The following is a 24,282-nucleotide window of genomic DNA, read 5'->3' on the forward strand; positions in this document are numbered from 1 at the left end:
TCACGCCGCGAAGGCGCGATCCGGTCTTTCATCGAAGTCCAGGATCGGGCCGAGCGGCACGATGCCGGTCGGGTTGATCGTCTTGTGGCTCTCGTAATAATGCCGCTTGATGTGGTCGAAATCGACCGTCTCGCGGATGCCGTCCATCTGGTAGAGCTCGCGCGTGTAGGACCAGAGCGCGGGATAATCGACCAGCCGGCGCAGGTTGCACTTGAAGTGGCCGACATAGACGGGGTCGAAGCGCAGCAGCGTCGTGAACAGCCGCCAGTCCGCCTCGGTCAGCCGGTCGCCGGCCAGATATCGCTGCTGGGACAGCAGTCCCTCCAGCCAGTCGAGGCTGGCGAAGAGCGGGTGGATCGCCTCCTCATAGGCCGACTGGCTGGTGGCGAAGCCGGCCTTGTAGACGCCGTTGTTGACGGTGTCGTAGATGCGGGCGTTGAGCGCGTCGATCTCGGGCCGTAGCGCCTCGGGATAATAGTCGCCCGTCCGGGCGCCGATGCCATCGAAGGCCGAGTTCATCATCCGGATGATTTCGGAGGATTCGTTGCTGACAATCGTGCCGGTCTGCTTGTCCCAGAGCACCGGCACGGTGACGCGGCCCGAATAGTCGGGATCCGCCTTGGTGTAGACCTGATGCAGGAACGCGAAGCCGTTGATCTTGTCTTCGGTGACGCCCTCGCCCGGGGCAAAGGTCCAGCCATTCTCGGCCATCAGCCAATGGACGACGGAATAGTCGATCATCGTCTCGAGGCCCTTCAGGGCGCGGAAGATCATGACGCGGTGCGCCCAGGGACAGGCCCGGGCGATGTAAAGATGGTAGCGGCCGGCCTCGGCCTTGAAGCCGCCCCGACCCGTCGGGCCCGGACGGCCATCCGCCGTCACCCAGTTGCGAAAGCCCGCGGCGCTACGCTGGAAGCGACCGCCCGTGTTGCGGGTGTCGTACCATTGATCCTGCCAAACTCCGTCGACCAGAAGGCCCATATCCGTGCTCCATTCCTTGTTGCGCCCCATATCGGCTTAATCGGGGGTTGTTGCCAGCACTCCACACGGCGACTCTCTGTTCACCACCCTGCCCGATCTGGGCCCCTCAATGCTTGACCATAATGGCGGCGGTGACGCATCGTCCTGCAAAGCGTCCTCTGGGGAATCGCAATCATGATCCGTCGCCTCGCAGCTGCCCTCGTCTTTGTCGCCGCCCTTGCCGGCTCCAGCGCCGCCCTCGCGGCCGACTATGATGGCGGCTACACCCAGGAGGTCCGGCGCGGCTGGGATCGCGGCACCGTGCCGCCCTGCGACTCGCCGAAGGTGATGTCCAACATCGCCGAGCGCTATCACTGGGCCAATACCCATACCTGGGGCAACAACCTGGCCTTCCGAGAAGTTGCATCGATCACCGAGACGCAGTTCCGGCCGGGCGATCCGGGCCTGATCGACCGCCGCTTCTGCAAGGCCGACGTCTATATCGCCGACAATGTCCGCCCGACCGCCGTCTACTACCTGATCGAGGAGCGCATGGGCTTCGCCTCGATCGGCTGGTATGTCGATTTCTGCGTGGCGGGCCAGGATCCGTGGCGCGTCCATGACGGCTGGTGCCGCACGGTTCGTCCCGGCCGGTACTGAGCGTGCCACGCTCGCGGGCCGTCCGTGGCCTGTTTGCGGCTCTTCTCGCCTTGTCCGCCTGGATGACAACGGGCGTGCCGGCCTCCGCCGACACGCCGGGCGATTTCGATTTCTACGTCCTCTCGCTGTCCTGGTCCCCGACCTATTGCCAGGACCGGGGCCGCTCCGACCGCATCCAATGCGGCGGCCCCCGCCCCTTCGCCTTTGTCGTGCACGGCCTCTGGCCGCAATATGAGCGCGGCTCGCCACGCGATTGCGATGCCGGCCCGCGCAGCGGCCTGCCGCGCCGCCTCGTCGACAGCATGCTGGACGTGATGCCGAGCCCGTCTCTCGTGCGGCATGAATGGCGCACGCACGGCTCCTGCTCCGGCCTGGAGCCTTCGGACTATTTCGAGCTGACCCGGCAGGCGCATGATGCCATCCGGATCCCGCGCCAGTTCGTCGACCTGCCGGATTATCTGACGGTCTCGCCCCGCGATGTCGAGGCCGCCTTCATCGCCACCAATCCCGGCCTCAGGGCCAGCGGCATCGCCGTCAGCTGCGATTCGCGCCGGCTGAAGGAAGTGCGCGTCTGCCTGACGAAGGATCTCCGCTTCCGCGATTGCGCCGAGGTGGACCGCAAGGCCTGCCGCAACAACCGTCTCGTCATGCCCCCGGTCCGCTAAGCCTGAGGCCTCCGTTTCCCAATCCGACAAGGACCCCTGCTTTGCTCGTGCTGCGCAGTTCGCCCGCCTCCCCGTTCGGGCGCAAGGTCAAGATCGCCGCCCATCACCTCGGACTGATGGACCGGATCGACATCGTCACCGCCGACACGACGGATCCCGACGAGGTGCTGCGACAGCAGAACCCGCTCGGCAAGATTCCGGCGCTGATCCTCGAAGACGGCACGGTGCTCTACGATTCCCGCGTCATCGTCGAATATCTCGATCACCTGGCCGGCGGCGGAAAGATCATCCCGGCCGATGCCGCGACGCGCTATCCGGTTCTGGCGGCGCAGGCGCTGGCCGACGGCATCGCCGACGCCGCGCTGCTGCAGGTCTATGAGAGCCGCTGGCGCGACCCGGCGCAGCAGAGCGTCAAATGGACGACACATCAGCAAGGCAAGGTCGCTCGTGGCCTCGCCGCCGCCGAGGCGCATGCCTTCGATGGAGCGGTCCATGTCGGTTCGATCGCGCTCGCCTGTGCGCTGGGCTATCTCGACCTTCGCTTCGAAGGCGCGTGGCGCGCCACCCATCCCCGGCTGGTCGCCTTCCTCGACGACTTCGCCGTCCGCGTCCCAAGCTTCGAGCTGACGCGCTTCCCATCCTGATCCCCCGGAGAATTCCATGAGCTTTTCAGTGGGCGATGCCCAGACGGTCGCCCGGATCCTGCACGACGCCGCGGAAGCCGAGATCCTGCCGCGCTTCCGGCATCTGAGCGCCGGGGCGATCCGCCAGAAGACGTCGGCCGAGGACCTTGTGACCGACGCCGACGAAGCGGCGGAGCGGATGATCACCGCCGCGTTGAACAAGGCGTTTCCCGGTGCCGTGGTCATCGGCGAAGAGGCGGTGTCGGCGGATGAGACGCTGCTCGACCGGCTCGATGGCGCCGAACTCGCCTTTGTCGTCGACCCCGTCGACGGCACCAAGAATTTCGCCTCGGGGCTGACCCTGTTCGGCGTCATGGCCGGCGTCGTGGTTCGCGGCGAGGCCGTCGGCGGCGTCATCCTGGACCCGATCGGCGGCGACTGGACCACGGCCATTCGCGGCGAAGGCGCCTGGACGGAGAATGCCAGTGGTGAGCGCAACGACCTCCAGGTCGCTACGGCGAAGCCGGTCCACCAGATGTCCGGCACGGCCTCCTGGTCACTGCTGCCGGAACCGCTGCGCTCGCAGGTCTGCGCCAATCTGGCGGCGACACGCTCGGCCGCCGGCTATCGCTGCGCCGCGCACGAGTACCGGATGCTGGCCGGCGGCCACAGCCATTTCGGTCTCTATGCCAAGCTGACGGTCTGGGATCACGTCGCGGGCTGGCTGATCCATCGGGAGGCCGGCGGCTATTCCGCCCGCTTCGATGGCAGCGCCTATCTGCCGACCCACCGCGAAGGCGGCCTGCTCTGCGCGCCGGACGAGGAAAGCTGGCACGCGCTGCAGGCGGCTCTGTTCGCCGGCACGGAATATGCCCGCGCCTGATCGGCCCGGACAATCCGACAGACGAAAGAGCCCCGGCATCGCCGGGGCTCTTTCTTGTTTGGGCAAGCGAGCCAACCAGAACGCCGGAAGACCGCGCCAGAACAAAAAACGCCGGCGGGTTGCCCCGCCGGCGTCTTGATCGGGTTCGAAGGAACCGATCTTAGAACTTCACGCCAACGCCAGCACGGATCGTGTTGGTGTTGAAGTCGATGTCGGTGCCGCCCGGGCCGCCGATGTCGTAGTGTTCCTTGCCGAAGGAAGCGTACTGGTATTCGACGCGAGCGGTGACGTTGTTCCAGACCTGGGCTTCGACGCCGGCGCCGACGGTCCAGCCCATGTGGGTCTGGTCGTCCGAGCCGAGGCCGTTGACCGAAGCCTTGGCGCCCGAGATCGCTGCACCACCGGTGCCGTAAGCGAGGTAGCGGTCGAAGGCGTAACCGACGCGGGCGCGGGCCGTGCCGTCCCACTTCTGACGAACGCCACCGCGGGCATTGTAGCCGCTGACGTCATCGAGATTGGCGTCGATTTCAGCACCGACAACCCACTGGTTGCCGAGGTCGAAATTGTAGCCGGCATAGAGGCCGCCCTTGAAGCCGTCGCCATTGACGCTGCCGAAGCTGTTGAATGCGTTGGCGTCCGTGGACGACCAGCCATAGCCAACCAGGGCGCCGACATACGGGCCCGTCCAGCTGAATGCCTGCGCGGCCGGAGCCATCGGAGCCGGGGCCGGCTCGTAGGTGAGATCCGCAGCCAGAACCGGAGCTGCCGAGAGAGCGAGCGCCAGAGCGCCGAGGGAGAGGGTGCGGATACGCAGCATCTTAGTCTCCATGCTTACTAAACTGAACTTACAAAGCTTGATCCGGGAGCAACTTTCCGCCCCCGATCCGATGGTCCGAATTAACCCTGTCATTGCGGCAGAACATGACAGGAATTGCGGCATGTTCGGGGCATTCGACCCGCGTTGCCAAAATCACGCAAACCGGAGTTAACCACCTGATTTAACGACAATTTTAGCGAATGGAACTTTTTCGCGTTAACCTCTCCGTCATGGTGTCGACGCAGGTGTTGACCACATTTAACCAAGCCTAATGAAGGCTTACCGAAATGGCCCCGCCACCCTATCTTCGCAGTCCCATGGATTCGCACGATCGGCAGGCAGAATGACGGATGAAAAGGGCATCGCGCTGGTCACCGGCGGCGCGCGGCGCATCGGGCGCGCCATCGTCGAGGACCTCGCGAAAAACGGCTTCGCCGTCGCCATCCATTGCCGAAGCTCGGTCGACGTGGCCGAGGCGCTGGCCGAAGATATCCGCCAACGGGGCGGCCGCGCCGCGGTGGTCACCGCCGACCTCGCCGACCTCGATGCCGCGCGCGCCCTGCCGGCCGAGGCGGCCGCAGCGCTCGGACCGTTGACGCTGCTCGTCAACAATGCCTCGATTTTCGAGGCTGACGGCATTGGTTCGCTCGAACCGGAGCGGTTCCAGCGCCAGATGGCGGTCAACCTGGCCGCTCCGGTCTTGCTTGCCGACGCCTTCGCCGCGCAGCTTCCCGCCGACCGCGACGGGCTGGTCGTCAACATGATCGACCAGCGCGCCTGGAAGACGACGCCACACTTCGTTTCCTATCAGCTGTCGAAATCCGGCCTGCTGACCGCCACCCGGACGCTGGCCCAGGCCCTGGCCCCGCGCATCCGCGTCAATGCCATCGGGCCGGGGCCCACCCTGCCCTCGCCGCGCCAGGACCCGGCCGAATTTCGCAAGCAGGCCGAGGCCGTGCTGTTGCGCCACGGCCCGGAACTTTGCGAATTCGGTCGCACGATACGATATCTGTACGAAACACGTTCCATCACCGGCCAGATGATCGCGCTCGATGGCGGGCAGCATCTTGCATGGGAAACGCCTGATATCGTAGGCATCAACGAGTGAACACGCTGCCCCCCAACGACATCGACAAGCCCGAGATGGCCGGCGACACCGCCGAGCCCGTGGTTTCCACGCCGGAAGATGCGGCGTCGGCCGAGACCGCCTTCGAGGCGGGCGGCGAATTCCTGTCGCGCGGCCAGGGCGCGTCGGTAATCGCCGATTTCGTCACGCGCCTGCCCAATGCGCCGGGCGTCTACCGGATGTTCGACCAGAGCGGCAACGTTCTCTATGTCGGCAAGGCACGCAACCTCAAGAAGCGCGTCACCAGCTACACCCGCATCGGCATGCAGTCGAACCGGATCATCCGCATGATCCAGCAGACCGCGACGATGGAGTTCGTCACGACGCGGACCGAGACGGAAGCGCTGCTGCTGGAAGCGAACCTGATCAAGCGCCTGCGCCCGCGCTACAATGTGCTGCTGCGCGACGACAAGTCGTTTCCCTATATCCTGATCACCGACCACGAAGCGCCGCAGCTGGTGAAGCATCGCGGCGCGCGCAGCCGGGGCGGCGAATATTATGGCCCCTTCGCCTCGGCCGGCGCCGTCGGCACGACGATGAACGCCATGCAGCGGGCATTCCTGATCCGCACTTGCACGGATTCGGTCTATGAAAGCCGGACGCGGCCCTGCCTGCTGTTCCAGATCAAGCGCTGCTCCGCGCCCTGCACCGGCGAGATCGCGCTCGACGACTATGCCGAGCTTGTGCGCGAGGCCAAGGGGTTCCTGACCGGCAAGTCGTCTGCGATCAAGACCGACCTCGCCCGCGCGATGGAAGCGGCCAGCGCCGATCTCGATTTCGAACGCGCCGCCATCTATCGCGACCGCATTGCCGCGCTGTCGCATGTCCAGTCGCATCAGGGCATCAACCCGCAATCGGTCGACGAGGCCGACGTGCTGGCGGTACATCAGGAGGGTGGCCAGAACTGCGTCCAGGTGTTCTTCTTCCGCACCGGCCAGAACTGGGGCAACCACGCCTTCTATCCCCGCGCCGACAAGAGCCTCGACGCAGCCGAGATCCTCGGCGCGTTCCTGGCTCAGTTCTACGAAGACAAGCCCGTGCCCTCGCTCATCCTCCTCAGCCATGAGGTCGAGGAAATGGATCTGATCGCCGCAGCGCTGTCCGAGCATGCAGGGCACAAGGTCGAGATCGCGGTCCCGAAACGCGGCGAGAAGAAGGATCTGGTCGACCATGCGCTGCTGAATGCGCGGGAGGCACTCGGCCGCAATCTGGCGGAAACGTCGAGCCAGGCCCGGTTGCTGGAGGGCGTCGCCGCCGCGTTCGGCCTCGAAAGCCCGCCGCGCCGGATCGAGGTCTACGACAACAGCCACATCATGGGCACCAATGCGGTCGGCGGCATGATCGTCGCCGGCCCGAACGGCTTCGTGAAGAACCAGTACCGCAAGTTCAACATCCGCTCGGAAGACATCACGCCGGGCGACGATTTCGGCATGATGCGCGAGGTCCTGACCCGGCGCTTCTCCCGCCTCGTCAAGGAAGCCGGCTCGCGCGAGGCGGCGCCACGCGACGAGGACGGGTTCGGCCCTTGGCCCGATCTTGTGTTCATCGACGGCGGACAGGGCCAGTTGTCGGCGGCGAAGGCGATCATCGACGAACTGGGGCTGACCGACCAGGTGCCGTTGATCGGCATCGCCAAAGGGCCGGACCGCGACGCAGGCCGCGAAAAATTCTTCGTGCCCGGCCGCGAGGCCTTCATGCTGCAGCCGCGCGACCCGGTGCTCTATTTCGTCCAGCGGCTGCGCGACGAAGCCCACCGCTTCGCCATCGGCACGCATCGCGCCAAGCGCAAGGTCGCGCTCACCAAGAGCCCGCTGGACGAGATCGACGGCATCGGTCCGACCCGCAAGCGCGCCCTTCTCGCCCATTTCGGCACGGCCAAGGCCGTGGGCCGGGCGAGCGTGCCGGATCTGCTCGGGGTTCCTGGCATTTCGGAACAGATGGCGCGCGCGATCTATGATTTCTTCCACGACAACGGCGATCGGCCCGGCTAGCCGGCGGCGGTCTGCTCAGCCCGTCGAGACCGCCTCCCGCCAGTAGCGCAACGTCACGGCGCCAAACCTTTCCGGGTCTTCCGCATTCAGCGTTTCCAAAGTCCCAAGAAAAGCTCGCGCCTCCGGCGCCAGCCCCAGTTTGGTCATGGCGCGGAGGATGCGGCTGATTCGCAGCAGATTGTGATTGCCGGGCCTTGCCCAGTCTTGCGAGCGCCGTGGGAATTCCGGTGTCACGACGATGCGGATGCGCCCCGCCTCGGCGGTCTCGGCGAAGCCGTAAAACGCGAGCAGGCGCAGGAAGGCGTTGTGCAGGGACGCCTGCAGGTCGGGTCGCTGCCGGAAGGCCGCGATATCCGTCGCGGTGAGGATCGGCGCACCGGGATTGAAGGCGCTCCGTTCGGTCAGCGGAAAGAGCCATTGGATATAGTCATGGACCCGCTCCAACTGATCATCGTCCCAGCGGAGGATCTCCTGAATCCGCCGACCCCGGCTGTCGGGCGCCAACCCGGCATGGAAGCGAACCAGCGCTGACTCGCTCATGCTCGGATCTCCGCTCGATTGATCTGGCAATGGATCTCATCCAGCGCCGCCGGCCGATCCGCGTTCGCCATATTTCATGCCTTCGAGCTTCAGCCCGTCCGGATCGAGGAAGAACACCGCATAATAATCGTCGTAATACTCGGCAGCGGGATCGACGATGGGCACGTTCTCCCGCTTCAGGAAGGCCTCGAGATCGTCGACATCCTTTCGGCTTCGCAATTCGAAAGCGTAATGATGAAAGCCGATATTGCCGATGCGATGCGGATGCTTCTTGCCTTCTTCATCCGCCTCGCCGATCCAGAACCGGGTCTTGCCATTGGTCCAGCCGATCGCATCGCCGTACTCGCCCAGAATCTCGAAACCGAGAAAGGTGAAGAGCCGGTCATAGAATGCCTTCGATCGCTCGAAATTACCGACGCGAATCACGAGATGGTCGATCCCGACAACTCTAGCCATTGCCTCCTCCCAGTCTTCCGGCAGACGAAAGACGCCCGTCTGGGCAGGAAGAAAACCCACCAGAAGGCCGGATGTTCCATGCCGCGTCCCGGACGTGGCCGCGAAGGTCGGCAATGCGGCGGTTCAACCCAGAGGTCGGAAATAGGGGAAATGTCGATTCCGCCTGAGGGTCCAAGCAAACGCGCCCGGGCAGGACAGGGAGGGGCCGGGCTGCCCGCCCCAAGGAAGCCGTTCAACGAAACGACGCGCCGCCACCACGCATCCCTTAGCGCCGCCCGAATGCCCTAGTCGAGCTGCGAGAGCAGCGTCAGAAGCTCGCCCAGATGCGGCACTTCGCGGAAGCGCGGGGCGTCGACGGGGGCATCGACATGTTCGAAGGACCAGGTCAGGTCATGGGGCACATAGACGCCCCAGCTGCCGGCCTCGATCGCCGGAACGATATCGGACTTGAGCGAATTGCCGACCATCATGCTGTTGGCGGGACCATCGGCATGGCGGGTGAATATGCGCTGATAGGTGGCCACATTCTTGTCGCTGACGATCTCGACGGCATGGAATAGGTCGCCGAGGCCGGATGCCGCCAGCTTGCGCTCCTGGTCGAACAGATCGCCCTTGGTGATCAGGATCAGGCGGTACTGGCTGGAAAGCTGCTCCAGGGTCTCGCGCACATGCGGCAGCGTCTCGACCGGATGGACCAGCATGTCGCGCCCGGCGGCGAGGACTTCGCGGATCGCAGTCGCCGGAATGCGGCCGTCGGTCAGCTCGATCGCCGTCTCGACCATGGACAGGGTGAAACCCTTGATGCCGAAGCCATAGAGCTTGAGGTTGCGCCGCTCGGCCTCGTTCAGCCTGCGCGCGATATCTTCCCGGTCGCCATGCTCGGCCAGCAGGTCGAGGAAGCGCTGCTCCGTCAACCGGTAGAACTGCTCGTTCTGCCAGAGCGTGTCATCAGCATCGAAGCCGATGGCGGTGAGCGAGGGGCTGGAGCGCATTGGATCTCCCGAAAATCAGCCGGAAAAAATAGCGGGCCGGCAGACATGCCGACCCGCTGTATCGCTTCGGTTCAGCCTTGGCCGATCAGGCTTCCTGAATAGCAGACAGCTTCCACTCGCCGCCAGGCTGGCGTGCGAACGTCCAGAGTTCGGTCGTCTCGGTCACCTCGTCGGCATTGCCGGAGAGGATCGCGCCGGTCGCCCGGTCGCGCATCACATCGCGGCTCTCGTAGCGCATGGCGACGGTGGCGTAATCCGTGCCATCCTCGCTCCAGGCCTCGGCCAGATCGCCCTGCAGCAGCTTGACGTCCGTGACGTCGTTGCGCTGGCCATTGGTCGCGTTCTGGCTCAGTTCCTCGGAGAGGTAGGACATGATCTCCGGCGTCGTGCGCAGGCGCAGCGCCGCATAATCCTCGCGACCGAAAGCGCCCTGCACGTCGTCCAGAAGCTGCTGGAAATCATCGAGATCACCGCCGGTGATGCCGACTTCGTCATTGGCGTTCATGGCATTGGCCGGGCGGGGAGGCGCCTTCGCGCCGGAACCGAAGCCACCCAGGCCGCCAAAGCCGCCGAGGCCGGCGCCCAGACCGCTACGCGGAGCGGCAGCCGGCGCTTCGCGCGACGGGGCGTCGACATTGGGCATTCCGCCCGCCATCCGCGGAGCCGGACCGGCGACGCCGGCTGCGGCGCCCGCCGGCCGGTTGCGATTGGCCAGGAAGCGGAACAGGAACATGGCGCCGATCGCCAGCAGCGCGAACTGCAGGATGAAGCCGAAAGCACCCGCCATGCCGCCCAAGCCATTGCCCAGCAGCATGCCGATGAGGCCGCCCATCATCAGGCCGCCCAGCATCGAGCCACCAAAGCCGCCCAGGAAGCCGGGACGCGATGCCTGCTGCGCGGGGCGCGCGGCGTTGGTCGCCTGCCCGGGCTGCGTCATCGAACGCTGCACCGGCTGGGCGGCGTTGGGCGCCGTCTGCGTGGCAGCGGGGGCCTGGAAGGTGCGCGTGCCACGGCTACCGAAGCTCCCGCCCCGGCGGGCGTCCGCGACGTCCACAACAGCGAAGCTCATCGCCGTGGCGATGCCAATCATCGCCAGAAAAGCCGGTGTGCGCTTGCCGAAAAACATATCTCGTCCCTTTTGTAAGATAGCGAGCCTTCTCGGGCCCTCGGTCGGCATGTAGGAACGATTCCAGCCTATGTTTAGGGGCCGGCCGCGTCATTCTTGCATTTTCGTCGATTGCGACATCGTGTTATTGGCTCGCCGCATGACACACAAGGTTGCCGCTCTCTATCAATTCGCAGCACTTCCCGACTTCGAGGCCCTGCGCGCGCCGTTGCTCGAACTCTGTGCGACTCACGGAATTCGCGGCACGCTGTTGCTGTCGCCGGAGGGAATCAACGGCACGATCGCCGGGCTGGAAGACGGCATCGACGCCGTCATCGCCGAGATCACCACCGGCGCCCTGTTCGGCGGCCGGCTCGACAATCTCGAGCTGAAATTCTCGGGCGCGAGCGCCATGCCGTTTAAGCGGCTCAAGGTCCGCTTGAAAAAGGAAATCGTCACGCTGGCGCAGCCGCAGGTCGATCCGACCAAGCAGGTCGGCACCTATGTCGCGGCAGAGGACTGGAACGCGCTGATCTCGGATCCCGACGTGATCGTCGTCGACACGCGCAACCGCTTCGAAGTGAAGATGGGGACCTTCGAGCGCGCGCTCGATCCGGAAACCCGGAAATTCTCGCAGTTCCCGGATTTCGTCAGCCGCACGCTCGACCCGGAGAAGAACAGGAAGGTCGCCATGTTCTGCACCGGCGGCATCCGCTGCGAGAAGGCGAGCTCCTACCTGCTGTCACAGGGCTTCGCCGAGGTGTTCCACCTCAAGGGCGGCATCCTCAAATATCTGGAAACCATCCCGCCGGAGCAGAGCCTCTGGCAGGGCGAGTGCTTCGTCTTCGACGAGCGGGTAGCTCTCGGCCATGGACTGGTCGAACGCGCGCCCGCCGACGAGAAGGGCGAAGGCGAAACGCCTTAGCCCCTTATCGTGGCGTCGGCTCAGCCGGCGTCTTCGGCATCCGCCGGGTCGCCGCGCAGATAGGCCTCGACCACGCCCTTGAGCTTGATCGTCAGCGGGTTGCCGAAACGGTCGCGCGCCTTGCCGGCGGCGACGCGGACCCAGCCCTCGCTGATGCAATATTCCTCGACATTGTTCTTCTCGGTACCGTTGAAGCGGATGCCGATGCCGCGCTCGAGCAGCGCCTCGTCATGGAAGGGGCTCTTCGGGTCATTGGAAAGACGGTCGGGCAGTGTGTCGGTCATGATGAAGCCTTGAAATCGAGAAGCATTGGCCGGGAGACATAGCGGGGTGGCACGGTCCTGCCAACCCGCCTGATCCGGCGCTTCAACGGGCCATCGCGGACGCCACCGTCAACAGCACGAGATAGAGCCCGGTGCCGATCAGCATGAACATCACGGCGGCCGAGCCGAGATCCTTGGCGCGGCGGGCAAATTCCGATTGTTCGGGCGAGACGCGATCGACGATTTCCTCGATCGCGGTATTCAGGGCCTCGACGGCGAGCGAGGCGAAGGCCAGCCCCAGATAGACGCCGATCTCGGCCAGCGAGCGCCCGATCGCGACGATCCACGCCAGGCCGGCGACGCCGGCCGCCAGTTCCATGCGGGCTGCCCGCTCGCCCCGGAACAGATCGGCGACCCCGGCGCTCGACCAGCGCAGGGCGGAGAAAAAATGATCGACCCAGGCCCGCATGCTCGATTCCCGTCCCACCCGCGCCACAACCCTTGGCTAGTCTTCTTGAATTGTTCCGCAGTGGCGCAATTTTCCCGCGACACGATATCATGTACGCGATTCCCCGCGATTGCCTCTCCCCGCATCGCGTCCGCACCAAACTTGTCGACCATGCCTTGGCAGGGCCCGGCGCCGGTGCAATATGAGGGAGAGGGTTCAGGATAGACATGAGCGAACTTCGCACCTTCGACGTCAGACGGCCGCAGCGGGCACTTCTGCTCTCGCTGCCGAACATCCTGACTTATGGCCGCATTCTGGCGGTTCCCCTCGTCGTATTCTGCGTCGTCGGGGGCAAGGATACCTGGCGCTGGACCGCTCTCGCGCTGTTCGTCCTGGCCAGCATCACCGATTATCTCGACGGCTATCTGGCGCGGATCTGGAAGCAGCAGTCCTCGCTCGGTCGCATGCTCGATCCGATCGCGGACAAGCTGCTGGTATCGGCCTGCCTGCTGGCCCTGGTGTTCGAGCGCACCATCGACGGCCTGTCGCTCTGGGCCGCCCTCATCATCTTGTCGCGCGAGATCCTCGTCTCGGGCCTGCGCGAATATCTGGCGGAGCTGCGCGTCAGCGTGCCGGTATCGCGCCTGGCCAAATGGAAGACCGCGCTGCAGATGGTCGCGATCGCCTTCCTGCTGGCCGGACCGGCCGGCAACGTCTATTTCGCCTATACGACGATGATCGGCCTTGTCCTGCTCTGGGCCTCGGCAATCGTCACGCTCTATACGGGCTATGATTATTTCCGGGCCGGGCTCAGCCACATCCTGGAGGAAGAAACGTGAAGCTGGTCTATTTCGCCTGGGTCCGGGAACGGATCGGCATGGCGGAGGAGACGGTGGAGCCGCCTCGCAACGTCGAGACGGTCCAGGACCTGCTCGGCTGGCTCCGGACGCGCGGCGACGCCTATGATTTCGCGCTCGGCGAGTCCGCGGCGATCCGCGTCGCGCTTGACCATGACCACGCCGATCACGATGCATCGCTTTCGGGCGTCCGCGAGGTCGCGCTCTTCCCGCCCATGACCGGAGGCTAGGCTCGCCATGGCCAATGTCCGCGTTGCCATCGTTGCCGAACCACTCGACATCACGTCGGAGATCGAGAGGGTGACGGCAGGGCGTGGCGATATCGGCGCGGTCGTGACCTTCACCGGCCTCTGCCGCGACGAGGACGGAAGGCTCGAGGCCCTGGAGCTCGAGCATTATCCAGGCATGGCGGAAAACGAGGTCCGGCGGATCGCCGAGCAGGCGGCCGGCCGGTGGGAGATCTCCGACATCACCATTTTGCACCGGCACGGCAAGGTCCGGCCGGGCGAGACCATCGTCCTGGTGGTGACGGCGTCGAAGCATCGGCACGCGGCGTTTGAGTCCGCCGAGTTCGTCATGGATTTCCTCAAGACCCACGCCCCCTTCTGGAAGAAGGAACATACGGCGGCGGGTGCGGTCTCCTGGGTCTCGGCCCGCCAATCGGACGACGACGCCGAAGAGCGCTGGAACGCACCCGATTGAGCCCTTCCCTCCTGAATGGCCCAAGCGGCGCGTTCTCGCCGCATGAGTCATTGGCCGAAGCCCTCCTGCCTCACGCAACGTCTGGCGATGACGGTTCGCACGACATCGCGCATCTGCAGAGGGTGTGGAGCAATGCCACCGCCCTCCTGGCCCAGGAAGGCGGCGCTGCCGACATTGTCGCCGCGGCGACCCTGCTGCATGACTGCGTGTCGGTCGAGAAGAACGCTCCATTGCGCGCCCAGGCCTCGCGCCTCGCCGCCCGCAAGGCGGAAGGCGTGCTGCGCAGTCTGGGTTGGGAGAATGCACGGATCGCGCAGGTCGCACATGCGATCGAGGCCCACAGCTTCTCGGCAGGAATCGCGCCCGAGACGCTGGAAGCAAGGATCCTGCAGGATGCTGACCGGCTCGACGCGATCGGCATGGTCGGCGTGGCACGGTGCTTCTATGTCGCGGGGCGAATGGGCAGCGCGCTCTACGATCCGGCGGATCCGGAGGCTGCTTTCCGTCCGCTCGACGACAAGCGCTTTGCCATCGACCATTTCGAGAACAAGCTTTTCAAGCTCGCGGCCGGGTTCCAGACTGCAGAAGGAACCAGGCTCGCCGCATTGCGGCAGGCGCGCCTGCGCCGGTTTCTGGACGAGTTTCTGGACGAGATCTGAGACCGCCATTCTGCAGGGCTGGGCCAAAGAGAGAGGGAATGCCTGATGCTGACGATCTGGGGCCGCAACAATTCGACGAACGTCAAGAAAGTGCTCTGGTGCGCCGAGGAGATCGGCCTCCCCTATGAGTGGATCCCGGCCGGAGGCAGCTTTGGCGGGACCGGCGATCCGGCCTATCGCGCCATGAACCCGACGGGCCTGGTGCCGACGATCCGTGACGGCGATTTCGTGCTGTGGGAATCGAACGCCATCGTGCGCTATCTGGCGAGCCGCTACGCGTCCGGCACGCTGGCGCCCGAGTCGCCGACCGAGCGCGCCGGGGCCGATCGCTGGATGGACTTCGCCACTTCCAGCCTCGCCGCCCCGTTCCGCGACGTGTTCTGGGGCCTGATCCGCACGCCGCCGGACAAGCGCGACATGACGGCGATCCATTCCGGCCGGGAAAAATGCGCGTCGGTCTTCGCCATCGCCGACCGGGCGCTTTCGACGCAGCCCTGGTTCAGCGGCGCGGCGTTCGGAATGGGCGACATTCCGCTCGGATGCTTCGCCTATGCCTGGTTCGAGATGCCGATCGAGCGGCCGGACCTGCCGCATCTCGCCGCCTGGTATTCGCGCCTCACCGAGCGCGAGGCGTTTCGCAAGGCGGTGATGATCGGCCTGAGCTGAGGAGACGCCGGCCTGAAACCAACGCGTTTCGAGCGGTCAAATCCCGGCTGCATGGGCTCCCGCTCGCGCGGGGATGACGGCGAGCTTGGGGCGCCGCCCGAATACAAAAATGGCCGGGACAAGCCCGGCCATTTCCAAACTTCAAAAGGTCTGGCGAATTAGCCGACGAGCTCGATGCCCGAGAACCAGTAGGCGATTTCCTGGGCAGCGGTCTCGGGAGCGTCCGAACCGTGAACCGAGTTCTCGCCGATCGACAGGGCGAATTCCTTGCGGATCGTGCCGGCGTCGGCATTGGCCGGGTTGGTCGCGCCCATGACTTCGCGGTTCTTCAGGATGGCGCCTTCGCCTTCCAGGACCTGAACGACGGTCGGGCCAGCGGTCATCGTCTCGACCAGTTCGCCGAAGAAGGGGCGATCCTTGTGGACGGCGTAGAAGCCCTCGGCCTGCTGGCGGGACATCCAGACGCGCTTGGAAGCGACGACGCGCAGGCCGGCTTCTTCCAGCTTGGCGGTGATCTTGCCGGTCAGGTTGCGCTGGGTCGCGTCGGGCTTGATCATCGAGAAGGTGCGTTCGATCGCCATGTCTTCAGTCCTGTCATATCGTTTGAAACGGGATAATTGGGTGGCGCTGTATAGCCTTGCCGCAGGGACCGGGCAAGGGCGGCGACGGGATCGACACCGCTGTCGCGACGCAAAAATGTCAGCCATACTGACCTGATAGACGCGACGTTTTCACGACGGGGAGAGGGACGAGATCATGAAGCCGCATTTCGAGATGTTCGCCGCTTACAATCGCTGGGCCAACGAACGCCTGTATGACGCGGCGCGCACGCTGCCGCGTGAGGACTATCTCGCCGATCACGGCGCCTTTTTCGGCTCGCTCAACGGCACGCTCAACCATCTCCTCGTCACCGACCGGATCTGGATGCTGCGCTTTTCCGGCGATGGCCCCGTCCATGCCGCGCTCAACGAGGTGCTGACCGACGATCTCGGTGAACTGTCGGCATTGCGGGCAAGCGAGGACGCCCGGCTGATCGCCTATGTCGACAGCCTGGACGAAACCGCGATCGCGGGCACGTTCACCTATCGTCCGATCACCAACCCGGTCGAGATCACCCAGCCGCTCGGCCCCGCCCTCGCCCATCTGTTCAACCACCAGACCCATCATCGCGGCCAGGCGACGGCGATCCTGACCCGGATCGCCGGACGGGATGCTTGCCCGAGCCTCGACCTGATCCAGTTCCAGCGCCAGTCGGGCCGGGGGATGCGCTGAACGGCAGGCACAACCACTCGCGCAAATATATCGGAAGTGTGTGACGGCGGTCGCTTGATTCAGCCGGGGTGGAGGCGCACGTTTTCAGGGCGTTTGTTTCTGTTCCTGCGAGTCTCCATGTTCCGGCCTCTGCTTCTTGCGTTCGCCCTCTCCATTTCCGCCGCGCAGGCTGCGACGCCGAAAGTGGACGCCGAGCCGCCACAGGGGCTGTCCGATTCCGAGATGGCGGAAGTCGTGGATTTCGTAGTCGGCAACGCGGTCTTCGCGCTCTACCATCAGGCCGGCCACATGATGATGGAGCGCCTCGGCCTCGAGGCCGGGAACGGCGAACAGACGGCGGACGACTTCGCCGTGATGACGCTGCTGGAGCCCCGGACCGGCGCCGGCGACCAGACCCTGGTCGACGCGGTCGACAGCTGGATGCTCTCCAATCACCTCACCGCCTCGGCCGGCGCGGATGCGATCGGCTTGCCCGACCGGCATTCCGTCGATGCCGATCGCGCCAATGCGATCGTCTGCAACATGGTCGGCTCGAACGCCAAGGATTTCGCTGACATCGCCGAGGCGGCGGCCCTGACGCCGGCGACGCGCGCCAATTGTTCGGCCTCCTACCAGCAGAAGCGTGCGCTTTGGACCAATGCGCTGAAGCCGGTGCAGCGCGAGCCCGGGGCGCCGCTTTCGATCGTTCCGGTGGTCTACGAGCCGCCGACCGGCAACGAAGTCGCGGAACTGACGATCCTGCACGACAACAAGGTTCTCGAGGAAGTCGCGACCCGCCTCTCCAACGACTTCTCCCTGGCGAAGCCGCCGACGCTGCGGGCCAAGAGCTGCGGCGCCGTCACCTCCGGCTATGATGCCGCCCGCAACGAGATCGTGCTCTGCTACGAGCTGTCGAGCTACCATGCCGAGCTGATCGTGCGAGACATACAGGGCCGCTGAGCCTTTGCCGGCGACATCTTCGCGCGCCGCGCTTGCTTCCGGCGGCTAGGCACGGCACATAGCCGGCCATGCTGCACGTCAATGAAGTCACCTATCGCATCGCCGGCCGTACGCTCCTCGAGGGGGCGACCATTGCCCTGCCCGACGGGGTCAAGGCCGGCTTCGTCGGCCGCAACGGCACCGGCAAGACGACCCTGTTCAAGCTGGTCACCGGCGAGATCGCTCCGGAGAGCGGCTCGATCGGCCTGCCGCGCGGCGTCCGCATCGGCCAGGTGGCGCAGGAAGCGCCGGGCACCGAGCAATCGCTGATCGACTTCGTGCTGGCCGCCGATACCGAGCGCGCGGCGCTGCTGGCCGAGGCCGAGCATGCGAGCGACCCGCACCGTATCGCCGAGATCCAGATCCGCCTTTCCGATATCGGCGCGCATGCCGCCGAAGCGCGTGCCGGCACCATCCTGTCCGGCCTCGGCTTCGACGCGGAAGCCCAGCTTCGCCCCTGCTCGGCCTTTTCGGGCGGCTGGCGGATGCGCGTGGCGCTCGCCGCCGTGCTGTTCGCCGAACCCGACCTGCTGCTGCTCGACGAGCCGACCAACTATCTCGATCTCGAAGGCACGATGTGGCTGGAGAACTATGTCGCGCGCTATCCGCACACGGTCTTCCTGATCAGCCATGATCGCGACCTGCTGAACCGCGCCGTCGACATGATCGTCCATCTCGACCAGGGCAAGCTGACGATCTATCGCGGCGGCTATGACAGCTTCGACCGCCAGCGCCGCGAGAAGCAGGCGCTGCAGTTGAAGCTGAAGAAGAAGCAGGACGACCAGCGCAAGCATCTGCAGGCCTTCGTCGACCGCTTCAAGGCCAAGGCCTCGAAGGCGCGCCAGGCGCAATCGCGCATGAAGGCGCTGGAGCGGATGCAGCCCATCGCCGGCATCGTCGACAGCGACGTGACGCCGTTCCATTTCCCGCCGCCCGCCAAGATCCTTGCCCCGCCGATCATCGCGCTCGACAACGCCTCGGTCGGTTACGAGGAAGGCAAGCCGATCCTGCGCAAGCTGGACCTGCGCATCGACGTCGAGGATCGCATCGGCCTGCTGGGCGCCAATGGCAACGGCAAGTCGACCTTCGCCAAGCTGCTCGCCGGCCGCCTGCCCAACCTCACGGGCGCGATGCGGCGGGCGGAGAAGCTCGACATCGCCTTCTTCGCCCAGCACCAGCTCGACGATCTGCGCCCGGCCGAAACCGCCGTGCAGCACATCCGCATGCTGATGCCGGACGCGACCGAGGCGCAGGTGCGCTCGCGGGTCGGATCGATGGGCTTCCCGACCGCCAAGATGGATACGCCGGCGCGCGAGCTTTCCGGCGGCGAGCGGGCGCGGCTGCTGCTCGGAATCGCGACTTTCCGCGGCGCCAACCTGCTGATCCTCGACGAGCCGACCAACCATCTCGACATCGACAGCCGCGAGGCGCTCGTCCAGGCCCTGAACGACTATCCCGGCGCCGTGATCCTGATCAGCCATGACCGCCATCTCATCGAGGCGTCCGTCGACCGGCTGCTGCTGGTCGCCGACGGCACGGTGTCGAACTTCGACGGCGACATGGACGATTATCGCAAGCTGATCGTGAAGGGGCCGGACACCTCGTCCGGCAAGAGCGATAGCGAAGCCTCGAAGAACACGGCCCAGGATCGCCGCCGCGAGTCGGCCGCCAAGCGTTCCGAGCTCGCGCCGCTGCGGAAAAAGATCAAGGAAACCGAATCCTTGATGGAGAAGCTTCAGAAAGAGATTCAGAAGCTCGACACCGCGCTGGCCGACGTGAACCTCTATTCGAAGGACCCCGCCAAGGCGACGGCGCTGGCCAAGCAGCGCGCCGACGCGGTCAAGGCGCTTGGCGAGCGGGAAGAGAGCTGGCTGGAAATGTCGGCGGAATATGAAGCGGCGGTCGAGGCGGTCTGAGCTTTCTTCACTGCTCCTCACCGAGCGGTAAGAGCCCCCAGCGCAAAAGCCAAGAGACCCGCGTCCCCAAGGCGATCACGCCTTCTTCTGCCAGCGGCCCTGCTCGGATTGCTGCCAGTAGGTCGCGTCATGGCCCTCGGCCTTGACGCGTTTCCAGGATACGCGCGCCGCGTCGAGAGCGTCGGGGTCGTTGCCGTCGAACATCAGCACGACGCGGACATAGCCCGAAAGGTCGCCCGCCGAAGCACCGGCGACGAGAAAGCGGACATTGGCGCCGTTCGGGTTGCCGGGTTCCGGCGTGATCAAAACCGGATGCTGCGCGGCGTCCGGATCGCGCCAGAGGCCATGCGGCAGGAAACTGTCCTCGCCATAGGTCCACAGCAGTGCATCCAGCGCTTCGCAGCGTTCGACCGAACCCGCCTCGACGACGACGCGCCAGCCGCGCTCCAGAGATTTCTCCAGCAGTCCCGGCAGGAGCGTTTCGAGCGGCTGCTGCTGCAGATGGTAGAACAGGACTTCGGTCATCGTGCCTTCTCAAAAAGGCCGGCCGCTCCGAGGCGCTCGGAGCGGCCGGCGCCGACCTTCTAGCAGATCAGCCTTCGTAATTGTCGGCGACGAAGCGGTCGAGAAGGCGCACGCCCCAGCCCGAAGCCCAGGAGCGGTTGATCTCGCTCTGCGGCGAGCCCATGGCCGTTCCGGCAATGTCGAGATGGGCCCAGGCGACGCCATCGTCGACAAAGCGCTGGATGAACTGCGCCGCCGTGATCGAGCCGGCATGGCGGCCGCCCGTATTCTTGATGTCGGCGAACTTCGATTCGATCAGCTTGTCATAGGCGTCGCCCAGCGGCAGGCGCCAGACTTTCTCCCCCGTCACGTCGCCTGCCCTGGACAGGGCGGCGGCAAGCGCATCGTCATTGGCGAACAGGCCCGCATGGTCGCTGCCCAGCGCGACGAGAACGGCACCGGTCAGCGTCGCCAGGTCGATGACGACCTTCGGCTCATAGGTCTTCTGCGCGTACCAGAGCGCGTCGGCAAGCACGAGCCGGCCTTCGGCGTCCGTGTTGATGATCTCGATCGTCACGCCGGACGCTGCCTCGACGATGTCGCCGGGGCGCTGCGCATTGCCGTCCGGCATGTTTTCAACCAGTCCGATGATGCCGACGACATTCGCCTTGGCCTTGCGCGAGGCCAGCGCATGCATCGCGCCGACCACGGCGGCGGCACCACCCATATCGCCCTTCATGTCTTCCATGCCGCCGGCCGGCTTGATCGAGATGCCGCCGGTGTCGAAGACGACGCCCTTGCCGACGAAGGCGATCGGCTTGTCCTTGGATTTGCTGCCGTTCCAGTGCATGGCGACCAGACGCGGCGGACGCACCGAGCCCTGCGCGACGCCGAGCAGCGCCCGCATGCCGAGCTTCTTCATCTGCTTTTCGGTCAGGATCTCGATGGTGACGCCCAGCGCCTCGAGCGCTGCCGCCTTTTCCGCGAACTCGACCGGTCCCAGCACATTGGCCGGCTCGTTGACCAGTTCGCGCGCCAGAAGGGCGCCTTCCGCGATGGCCGAACGCGCAACCCATGCCTTCTTGGCCTTGCTCGCCTCGCTACCGACGATATCCAGCTTCACATGCCCCTTGGATGTCTTGCCGTTTTCGCCGTCCTTCCCTGCCTTGCCGCTCTTGTAGCGGTCGAAGGAATAGGCGCGCAGCACCGCGCCCATGCCGATATCGGCCAGTTGCTCTCCGGAGATCGGCTTCCCGTCCGGCCGCTCGGCCAGCAGGGTTGCCTGCTCGCCCTTGCGCAGCGCGCCCTGGATCGCGCCGCCGAGGCGCGACCAGTCGCCCTCCACAAGTTCTTCCGCCTTGCCGAGGCCGACGACGATCAGCCGGTCGAACTGAAGGCCCGCCGGCGCGAGCAGGTCGAGGGTCGCGAGCGCCTTCGCCTTGTAGTCCGCCGTCCCTGCGGCCTTTCGAAACAGTTCGGCGATTCCCAATCCAGTCGTTTCCGCGCCGAAATTCAGCGTCTCGTCGGTCAGGACGACCAGAGTTCCGCTCTCGGCCGAGACGGACTTGTGGAAGGAAATCGCAGGGTTCTGGCTCATTTTTCGGTCTCGCAGGGCAAAGACGGCAGGCGCCGGACGGCGCTGTCTGGGACAGGGGGTGCGTGGGTAAAGCCACACCCGGAGGATGATCAATCTGTCCACCGGCCGCGTCTCTGGCAAGTGGCGCGGGTTCCCGCTAGACGTTTACACTTCATTAAGAGCGTTCATTCGCGTTTGATTCACCCAATTGGTTCACCCATGAGCGGGTTCGGCGTCGGATCGATGAGGAGATAGATCGGGATATCGCGCAGCCGCGGCGGGGCTGTCATCGCTTGGCGTTCAGGGTACGAGGATTGACGACACCAAGATGAAGCTCATCGAGCGCTACATCTTCAAACGAATGTTCGCGGCGTTCCTGCTGAGCCTTTGCGGCTTGTCGGGCACCGTCTGGCTGAGCCAGGCCCTGCGCGAACTCGACCTGATCACCAGCAAGGGCCAGAACTTCGTCACCTTCTTCCGCGTGTCGAGCCTGATCTTCCCGGGCCTTCTCCTGATCGTGTGTCCCGTCGCCCTGCTGATCGGCGCGATCTACACCTTCAACCAGCTCAACGCCGATTCCGAGCTCGTCGTGATCAACGCCAGCGGCGCGTCGCAGACGAGGCTGCTGAAGCCGGCGCTGTCGATGGGGCTGATCACCGCGATCATCGTCGGCTCGATGTCGCTTTATCTGGTGCCGCTGTCGCTGCAGGCGTTCCGCGGCCTGCTCACCGGCATCAATGCCGACCTGATCACCAGCTTCGTGCGCGAAGGCCAGTTCATGGAACTGGGCAACCGGCTGGTCTTCCATGTGAAGGACCGCAAGCCGGACGGCACGCTGGAAGGCATTTTCATCCAGGACGGCCGCCAGCCCGACCAGACCTCGGTCTACATCGCCAATCGCGGCGCCGTGCTCAAGAACCCGCTCGGCACCTTCCTGATCATGCAGAACGGCACGATCCAGCAGAAGTCCGAGACCAACAATTCGATGTCGATCATCGAATTCGAATCCTACGCCTTCGATCTGTCGACCTTCGGCAGCCGCACCAGCCTGCCCGACTACACGGCCTCCGAACGCAGCACGCTCTATCTGCTGTCGCCGAACCCGAACGACCCGGAATACCAGAAGCGCCCCGGCGCCTTCCTGTCCGAACTGCATGACCGCCTTTCGGCGCCGCTCTACGCGCTCTTCTTCGCCATCCTTCCCGTCGCCGCGCTTGGCCAGGCGCAGACAACGCGGCAAGGCCGCAGCCTCGTGGTTCTCGGCACGATCGCCATCGCCACCGGCGTGCGCATCGGGGGCCTGATCCTGGCCAGCCTCGCGGCCAACGATTCGCGCCTGATTCCGGCGCTTTACGCGCTGCCGCTCGGGTTCATCCTCCTGTCGCTGATCGCGGTCTACAGCTCGTTCCGCTTCTCCGCCTCCGACAGCATCGCCTCGATGGTGACGGAGTTCGTGCAACGAATCGCCAATCGGTTCAGGATTGGTCCACGCCCATCGGCAGGGGGCCGGACCTAAGCCATGTTCCGCAGTCCGACGCTCAGTCTCTATTTCGCCAAGCGCTTCGCCAAGACGGCTTTGATCATCTTCATCGTCGTCTTCGTCCTGATGGCGTTCATCGACTATCTCGAACTCGCCCGCCGCGCCGCGCGCCGCGAAGGGTTCGATGCGTTCCTCTATCTGATGGTGTCGCTGGCCCGCGTGCCGAACGTCATCGAAAGGGCCCTGCCCTTCACCATCCTGTTCGCCGCGATCGCCGCCTTCGTGATGGCCAATCGGCAACTCGAACTGGTCGTCGCCCGCGCCTCGGGCGTCTCGGCCTGGCAGTTCCTGCTGCCGGCCGGGCTGGTCGCGGTGATGATCGGCGTGTTCGCGACGACGATCTTCAACCCGGTGTCGACCGAGTTGAAGCAACGTTCGATCCTCCTCGCCAACGAGCTGGCGCAGAACCGGATGAAGCTGGAGGCGAAGTCGGCCCCGCCCGCAGCCACCGCCCCCTCTCCCGCCCCGACCATTCCCCAGGATGTCGGCTCGTCGCCCGAATCATCGTCCGACTGGACGATCTGGATGCGGCAGACGGGACGCGAGGGCTCGTCGATCATCGGCGCCAAGCAGAGCCTGGATCGCGGCCTTTCGCTCGTCGATGCCTCGGCCTTCGTGTTCAAGTCGGACGGCTCGCTCGACCATCGAATCGATGCATCCACAGCTGATTTCGAGGACGGCGACTGGGTGTTCCGCAACGCCACCGTGACGCGCCCAGGCAGCCGTCCCGCGCCGCAGCCCGAAGTGCGCCTGCCTACCGATCTCAGCGCGGATCAGGTCAGCCAAAGGCTGGCGGACCCTGAGACAGTCTCGTTCTGGTCCTTGCCGGAACTCATTGAAATCTCAAAGAAATCTGCAGTCCCGAGTGATGCGTACGAAATGCAGTTCCAGTCGCTGCTGGCCCAGCCGCTTCTCTTCCTCGCCATGGTGTTCGTGGCCGCTACGGTGTCGCTCCGGTTCTCCCGTTCCAGAGATCTGGGGCAAGTGATTTTGACTGGTGTCGCTGTGGGCTTCGTGCTTTATGTTGTCACGGAATTGGCGAGGGGATTGGGGAGGAGCGGCGTCGTGTCACCGATGATTGCCGCTTGGACTCCAGCCATCGTCGCCACCTTGTTGAGTGTCACAGTGCTTCTGCATCGGGAGGACGGATGATGGTCG

The 24,282-nt window shown here is 65.1% G+C and carries 28 protein-coding genes; 17 read left to right on the plus strand and 11 right to left on the minus strand.

The genetic code is table 11. The features are described 5' to 3' along the window. A complete protein-coding gene (locus OSH10_RS13020; RefSeq protein WP_266332185.1) occupies positions 1-981 on the minus strand; it encodes a glutathione S-transferase family protein in 981 nt (326 codons plus the stop codon). 174 nt (positions 982-1,155) lie between these two features. Here OSH10_RS13020 and OSH10_RS13025 point away from each other — a divergent pair, with 174 nt between their 5' ends. The 4 genes from OSH10_RS13025 (at position 1,156) to OSH10_RS13040 (ending at position 3,791) form a co-directional block, all read left to right on the plus strand. Continuing rightward, positions 1,156-1,620, plus strand: a complete 465-nt coding sequence (locus tag OSH10_RS13025; protein ID WP_266332186.1) for a hypothetical protein — start codon at positions 1,156-1,158, stop codon at positions 1,618-1,620. Between the two features lie 74 nt (positions 1,621-1,694). Then, positions 1,695-2,285, plus strand: coding sequence for a ribonuclease T2 family protein (locus OSH10_RS13030; protein WP_323181595.1), 591 nt, complete (start codon positions 1,695-1,697; stop codon positions 2,283-2,285). 41 nt (positions 2,286-2,326) lie between these two features. Next, positions 2,327-2,929, plus strand: coding sequence for a glutathione S-transferase N-terminal domain-containing protein (locus tag OSH10_RS13035; RefSeq protein ID WP_266332187.1), 603 nt, complete (start codon positions 2,327-2,329; stop codon positions 2,927-2,929). Between the two features lie 16 nt (positions 2,930-2,945). Further along, on the plus strand, positions 2,946-3,791 hold the full coding sequence (locus tag OSH10_RS13040; RefSeq protein WP_266332188.1) for an inositol monophosphatase family protein: 846 nt from the start codon (positions 2,946-2,948) through the stop codon (positions 3,789-3,791). 160 nt (positions 3,792-3,951) lie between these two features. Here OSH10_RS13040 and OSH10_RS13045 read toward each other — a convergent pair whose 3' ends face one another. Beyond that, on the minus strand, positions 3,952-4,608 hold the full coding sequence (locus OSH10_RS13045; protein WP_266332189.1) for an outer membrane protein: 657 nt from the start codon (positions 4,606-4,608) through the stop codon (positions 3,952-3,954). Between the two features lie 343 nt (positions 4,609-4,951). Here OSH10_RS13045 and OSH10_RS13050 point away from each other — a divergent pair, with 343 nt between their 5' ends. Further along, positions 4,952-5,716, plus strand: a complete 765-nt coding sequence (locus tag OSH10_RS13050) for an SDR family oxidoreductase (RefSeq protein WP_266332190.1) — start codon at positions 4,952-4,954, stop codon at positions 5,714-5,716. A gap of 35 nt (positions 5,717-5,751) precedes the next feature. Then, positions 5,752-7,725 (plus strand): excinuclease ABC subunit UvrC, encoded by a 1,974-nt coding sequence (uvrC, locus tag OSH10_RS13055; protein WP_407660713.1) that lies wholly within the window; start codon positions 5,752-5,754, stop codon positions 7,723-7,725. A 15-nt stretch (positions 7,726-7,740) separates the two neighbouring features. Here the strand turns inward: uvrC and OSH10_RS13060 are convergent, their stop codons facing one another. The 4 genes from OSH10_RS13060 to OSH10_RS13075 all read right to left on the minus strand — a co-directional run bounded on the left by OSH10_RS13060 (position 7,741) and on the right by OSH10_RS13075 (position 10,839). Beyond that, positions 7,741-8,229, minus strand: coding sequence for an opioid growth factor receptor-related protein (locus OSH10_RS13060; RefSeq protein WP_266332193.1), 489 nt, complete (start codon positions 8,227-8,229; stop codon positions 7,741-7,743). A 72-nt stretch (positions 8,230-8,301) separates the two neighbouring features. After that, positions 8,302-8,721 (minus strand): VOC family protein, encoded by a 420-nt coding sequence (locus OSH10_RS13065; RefSeq protein ID WP_266332195.1) that lies wholly within the window; start codon positions 8,719-8,721, stop codon positions 8,302-8,304. A 284-nt stretch (positions 8,722-9,005) separates the two neighbouring features. After that, a complete protein-coding gene (locus OSH10_RS13070) occupies positions 9,006-9,713 on the minus strand; it encodes an HAD family hydrolase (protein ID WP_266332196.1) in 708 nt (235 codons plus the stop codon). Between the two features lie 85 nt (positions 9,714-9,798). Beyond that, entirely contained in the window at positions 9,799-10,839 is a 1,041-nt protein-coding gene (locus OSH10_RS13075; RefSeq protein ID WP_266332197.1) for a Tim44 domain-containing protein, read from the minus strand. Between the two features lie 139 nt (positions 10,840-10,978). Between OSH10_RS13075 and trhO the strand changes: the two genes are divergently transcribed. Further along, a complete protein-coding gene (gene trhO / locus OSH10_RS13080; RefSeq protein ID WP_266332198.1) occupies positions 10,979-11,743 on the plus strand; it encodes an oxygen-dependent tRNA uridine(34) hydroxylase TrhO in 765 nt (254 codons plus the stop codon). 20 nt (positions 11,744-11,763) lie between these two features. Here trhO and OSH10_RS13085 read toward each other — a convergent pair whose 3' ends face one another. Next, on the minus strand, positions 11,764-12,027 hold the full coding sequence (locus tag OSH10_RS13085; protein WP_266332199.1) for a DUF3297 family protein: 264 nt from the start codon (positions 12,025-12,027) through the stop codon (positions 11,764-11,766). An 82-nt stretch (positions 12,028-12,109) separates the two neighbouring features. Then, positions 12,110-12,475, minus strand: coding sequence for a diacylglycerol kinase (locus OSH10_RS13090; RefSeq protein ID WP_266332200.1), 366 nt, complete (start codon positions 12,473-12,475; stop codon positions 12,110-12,112). Between the two features lie 206 nt (positions 12,476-12,681). On the opposite strand from OSH10_RS13090, the gene pgsA reads away from it, so the two are divergent. Genes pgsA through OSH10_RS13115 form a run of 5 tightly spaced genes read left to right on the plus strand, consistent with a single transcriptional unit; the run spans position 12,682 to position 15,338 of the window. Continuing rightward, positions 12,682-13,293 carry a CDP-diacylglycerol--glycerol-3-phosphate 3-phosphatidyltransferase gene (gene pgsA / locus OSH10_RS13095; RefSeq protein WP_266332201.1) on the plus strand — a complete coding sequence of 204 codons (612 nt, stop codon included), beginning with the start codon at positions 12,682-12,684 and terminating at the stop codon, positions 13,291-13,293. Next, a complete protein-coding gene (gene moaD, locus OSH10_RS13100; RefSeq protein ID WP_266332203.1) occupies positions 13,290-13,541 on the plus strand; it encodes a molybdopterin converting factor subunit 1 in 252 nt (83 codons plus the stop codon). The genes pgsA and moaD overlap by 4 nt, the downstream gene beginning before the upstream one ends. Before the next feature lie 7 nt (positions 13,542-13,548). Then, the gene (locus OSH10_RS13105) at positions 13,549-14,013 is read left to right on the plus strand and encodes a molybdenum cofactor biosynthesis protein MoaE (RefSeq protein WP_266332204.1); all 465 of its coding nucleotides are present in this window, start codon (positions 13,549-13,551) and stop codon (positions 14,011-14,013) included. After that, positions 14,010-14,672 carry an HD domain-containing protein gene (locus OSH10_RS13110; protein WP_266332206.1) on the plus strand — a complete coding sequence of 221 codons (663 nt, stop codon included), beginning with the start codon at positions 14,010-14,012 and terminating at the stop codon, positions 14,670-14,672. The genes OSH10_RS13105 and OSH10_RS13110 overlap by 4 nt, the downstream gene beginning before the upstream one ends. Positions 14,673-14,717: 45 nt before the next feature. Next, the gene (locus tag OSH10_RS13115) at positions 14,718-15,338 is read left to right on the plus strand and encodes a glutathione S-transferase family protein (protein ID WP_266332208.1); all 621 of its coding nucleotides are present in this window, start codon (positions 14,718-14,720) and stop codon (positions 15,336-15,338) included. 158 nt (positions 15,339-15,496) lie between these two features. Here OSH10_RS13115 and ndk read toward each other — a convergent pair whose 3' ends face one another. After that, positions 15,497-15,919, minus strand: coding sequence for a nucleoside-diphosphate kinase (gene ndk, locus OSH10_RS13120; RefSeq protein ID WP_266332209.1), 423 nt, complete (start codon positions 15,917-15,919; stop codon positions 15,497-15,499). Positions 15,920-16,094: 175 nt separating this feature from the next. On the opposite strand from ndk, the gene OSH10_RS13125 reads away from it, so the two are divergent. The 3 genes from OSH10_RS13125 (at position 16,095) to OSH10_RS13135 (ending at position 19,504) form a co-directional block, all read left to right on the plus strand. Further along, positions 16,095-16,610 carry a DinB family protein gene (locus OSH10_RS13125; RefSeq protein WP_266332210.1) on the plus strand — a complete coding sequence of 172 codons (516 nt, stop codon included), beginning with the start codon at positions 16,095-16,097 and terminating at the stop codon, positions 16,608-16,610. 117 nt (positions 16,611-16,727) lie between these two features. Beyond that, positions 16,728-17,549: a DUF4344 domain-containing metallopeptidase gene (locus OSH10_RS13130; RefSeq protein ID WP_266332212.1), complete on the plus strand. Its 822-nt coding sequence runs from the start codon at positions 16,728-16,730 to the stop codon at positions 17,547-17,549. Positions 17,550-17,617: 68 nt separating this feature from the next. After that, positions 17,618-19,504, plus strand: coding sequence for an ATP-binding cassette domain-containing protein (locus OSH10_RS13135; RefSeq protein ID WP_266332214.1), 1,887 nt, complete (start codon positions 17,618-17,620; stop codon positions 19,502-19,504). Between the two features lie 75 nt (positions 19,505-19,579). Here the strand turns inward: OSH10_RS13135 and OSH10_RS13140 are convergent, their stop codons facing one another. Further along, a complete protein-coding gene (locus tag OSH10_RS13140) occupies positions 19,580-20,029 on the minus strand; it encodes a DNA polymerase III subunit chi (protein ID WP_266332216.1) in 450 nt (149 codons plus the stop codon). Between the two features lie 67 nt (positions 20,030-20,096). Next, positions 20,097-21,605, minus strand: a complete 1,509-nt coding sequence (locus OSH10_RS13145) for a leucyl aminopeptidase (RefSeq protein ID WP_266332217.1) — start codon at positions 21,603-21,605, stop codon at positions 20,097-20,099. Between the two features lie 307 nt (positions 21,606-21,912). On the opposite strand from OSH10_RS13145, the gene lptF reads away from it, so the two are divergent. Further along, on the plus strand, positions 21,913-23,100 hold the full coding sequence (lptF, locus tag OSH10_RS13150; RefSeq protein WP_266332218.1) for an LPS export ABC transporter permease LptF: 1,188 nt from the start codon (positions 21,913-21,915) through the stop codon (positions 23,098-23,100). A 3-nt stretch (positions 23,101-23,103) separates the two neighbouring features. Continuing rightward, positions 23,104-24,276, plus strand: a complete 1,173-nt coding sequence (locus OSH10_RS13155; protein WP_266332219.1) for an LptF/LptG family permease — start codon at positions 23,104-23,106, stop codon at positions 24,274-24,276. The last annotated feature ends 6 nt before the right edge of the window (positions 24,277-24,282 follow it).

It is taken from the genome of Kaistia defluvii (assembly GCF_026343955.1).
Taxonomy (GTDB): domain Bacteria; phylum Pseudomonadota; class Alphaproteobacteria; order Rhizobiales; family Kaistiaceae; genus Kaistia; species Kaistia defluvii.